Source organism: Streptococcus parasanguinis (genome assembly GCF_001578955.1).
Taxonomy (GTDB): domain Bacteria; phylum Bacillota; class Bacilli; order Lactobacillales; family Streptococcaceae; genus Streptococcus; species Streptococcus parasanguinis_U.
Genome location: NZ_KQ969695.1, coordinates 23,831 through 26,844 on the forward strand (window position 1 = coordinate 23,831; position 3,014 = coordinate 26,844).

At 27.8% G+C, this 3,014-nt stretch carries 3 protein-coding genes; all 3 read right to left on the bottom strand.

Features of this window, described 5'->3' with window-relative positions; translation table 11 throughout:
- A partial coding sequence (locus SPADD19_RS13020) for an ABC transporter transmembrane domain-containing protein (protein WP_241496588.1) occupies positions 1-664 on the bottom strand: 664 nt, incomplete at its 3' end.
- Positions 665-903: 239 nt separating this feature from the next.
- Positions 904-2,151 (bottom strand): MFS transporter, encoded by a 1,248-nt coding sequence (locus SPADD19_RS10715; protein ID WP_061455975.1) that lies wholly within the window; start codon positions 2,149-2,151, stop codon positions 904-906.
- Positions 2,152-2,439: 288 nt separating this feature from the next.
- The coding region (locus SPADD19_RS10720; protein ID WP_241496589.1) for a transcriptional regulator at positions 2,440-3,014 on the bottom strand (575 nt) is incomplete at its 5' end.

Genomic DNA, 3,014 nt, shown 5'->3' on the forward strand with positions numbered 1-3,014 from the left:
TTTTTGAATAAGATAAGATTTTTACCATTAAAAAATGAAGTTGATTAGCATTGGATAACATTCGAAATCCACTTAAAGAATCATCAATTGCTTTAACTAATTCTTCATTCTTCTCAGTAAAGTAAACAGCTTTATTCTCCATTTTCTTTGTAAATATTTTAGGGAGATTTACCATTAGAATGAAGAATATCAAAATTGTAAACAATAATGAATAATGGAAACTAAAAAAGGCAATAATTGCAAAAATGATATTTAATGCTTGACTAATCATTAATTCAAGTGTTTCAAAGCCAAGATCTCGAATAGTATTAAGATCATTTGTTAGCCATGAGGTATAGGCGCTAACACTTTTTGAGCCAAAACGTATCACACCCTTACTTTCAATACTTTTTACAATATCTTTACGTATTTCGGTACACATTTCTTGTATGGCTTTTTCACTTGCTTTTGAGTTTTGATATATTTGCAATACCCATATTAAATTTACAGCTAAAATCGCTCCACTTAAATACAAAAATCCCTGTAAATCAAAATTTACAATTGTAGAGATTGCTTTGGCACTCAATATACCATTTAAGTAAACACATAATGAATTAATAAAAATCCAAAACAACCATATAGAATTACTTCGTTTGCATCTAATTAAATAAGTTTTTAATGTCATATCCCAGCCTCACTTAAAAATTCCAAATATTACTTCACCAATTATTTTTCTTTGATATTTAATTGCAATATAAGATAATAAAATTCCTACTAACTTTTAGGGCGCAGTTCAGAGTAGTCGATTTCTATCTATTTCCTTTATTATTAACTTGAAATTTTCTAGCTTTTTTTAAACTTCCATTATTCTGTTTCATAGATATATTTTTAGACCGCTGATCAACTTTATGTTCTTTTTTTAAATTATTCTGCATAACTTTCTGGTTCATTTTCTATTCCCTCACTTTCCTTAAATGGATTGTTAATAAATAACAAATAAAATCCTACTAATACCGTAAATATATTTATCGTTATTCCTAGAATATGTATATCCGAATAAAATTGAGGGACTATTAAGAATACAATTGAAAATAAAGCATATAAGCTTGAATTAGTAGAATAGATTAACCCCATATTTTCATAGTTATATTCAGAATAAATCATTTTTTCAAACATATTACCAGATATACCAATAATTATAAATGATAATCCAAATAGCAAAAGCTTAATCAATGGAATTGGTATTACAAATACTAAAAATAAAAAGGAGCCCGATACAATATAATCAATAAAGAAAAACTTTTTATATGATATTTTTATCCTAGGTGCCACAAAAGCACCTGTCAAATCTGCTAATCGTTGTACTGCCAATACTAACCCAAGATACTGAATAGGAATTCCTTCCGATACAAGATATAAGGGGGCTAAAGTTAAAAGTAGATCTGTTCCGCCACTTAAAATTGACTCTGTAATTACAATAAAAGAGGCAAATTTTGATTCTCGAAAAGCAGAAATTGTGTCCAAAAGTTGAAAAGTTGATTCACTTTCGCTTTCTATATTTTCAGACATACCATCTGACTTTTTTTTATCAGGTATATCTAACCTGATTTTCAACATAAAGTATATCGCAGCTACAAAAAATGGAATACTCATATTGAAAACAACAAAATAGGACAACACTCCCAACAGTAATGAGGCAAACAGGTTACTAATAATGTCTAACACATTTGAAGCCATATACTGAACATCTATAGATTTGTTTATCGTTTCTTCATCATTTTCTAATGTTTCTGGAACAATCTTCATTTGTAATGTGTTAAGTAGATTTGTTGATAAACTAAACAAAAAATTAAAAATATAAAGATAAAAAACTTCAAAGCGATACCTTAAGCATAGAATAGTAATGAAAATTATAAAAAGTTGAAGAACTTGAAAAGTTACTAGCCAGACTTTATCTCTTTGGATTTTATTTACAAAACTTCCATAAAAAACGGCAAGTAAGTTAGGGATAAAACCTATTAGAGTAAATAAAGATAACTGACCAGCTTCAATATTATAAACTTTGATTAACCCAATCGACAATGCAATGAAGTAAAAACTATCTGCAATATTTCTAGAAGATCTACCTAATATCAAGTTTTTAAAGTTACTACTGAATTTTTCTAATATCATGTTGATATACCTCGAAATTCATACAATCGATTTGGATATAATTTGTTATATTTAATAATCCTGTCAAGGAATCCAATACTTTGTAGGAAATAATTGCTGCTGCCATATACGATATCGGTGAAATTACACTGTACGGTGTCTTACTATTAATTTTCTTGCATTTATTTTAGCACTCCGTCATCATGTTGTAAATATCTTTTTATAAACTTTTTTTATTTTTTTAAAAATAAATCATTTTTGTATCTATGCGATATTAAAAAAACGATGCTCAATTGAACATCATTTTCATTATTCTGTCATATTTGCAATATAATGTTCGACTTTCAAAGCCATTGACATATTTTCATCCAATTTATAAAGAAAATGTGCTGTCTCAAAATATTCTTTTACCGAAATCTTAGAAGAAAAGTCCTTACTTACATTTCCCATCAATAAATACAAATCAGCTAAAAGATAAGTTGTTCTGTAAGCCTGACACTGCTTTATAGTAGCTGTGATTTTAGTAATAGCTTCTTCAATATTATTCTGTAGCCATAAATATCTACAAACGTTATAGTTGAACTTAATAAATAGTTCTAACTCTTCGAGTGTATTTAAATTGAGTTGATTTACTTGATACTCTAATGTTTTTCGAATCTCATCAAATCGCGTTAAATCTCCAATATCGTAATAAAAATTGAATAGAGTGTTTGAAATTTGGAGATAGTTCATATCAGATATACTTAACTGTGACAGCACCTTCTCCAATCTTTCAACTGCCTCCTCTTGTTGCCCATAGAAATAAAAATCTATCAGAGATTTTATCCACTCCATATAAAATTTATCTGCTAGAGATAAACGATGAGACTTTACATTTTCTAATT

Bases quoted from the DNA above. Each gene is read 5' to 3' on its own strand.
- SPADD19_RS10715 (WP_061455975.1), bottom strand. From the start codon at position 2,151: ATGATATTAGAAAAATTCAGTAGTAACTTTAAAAACTTGATATTAGGT.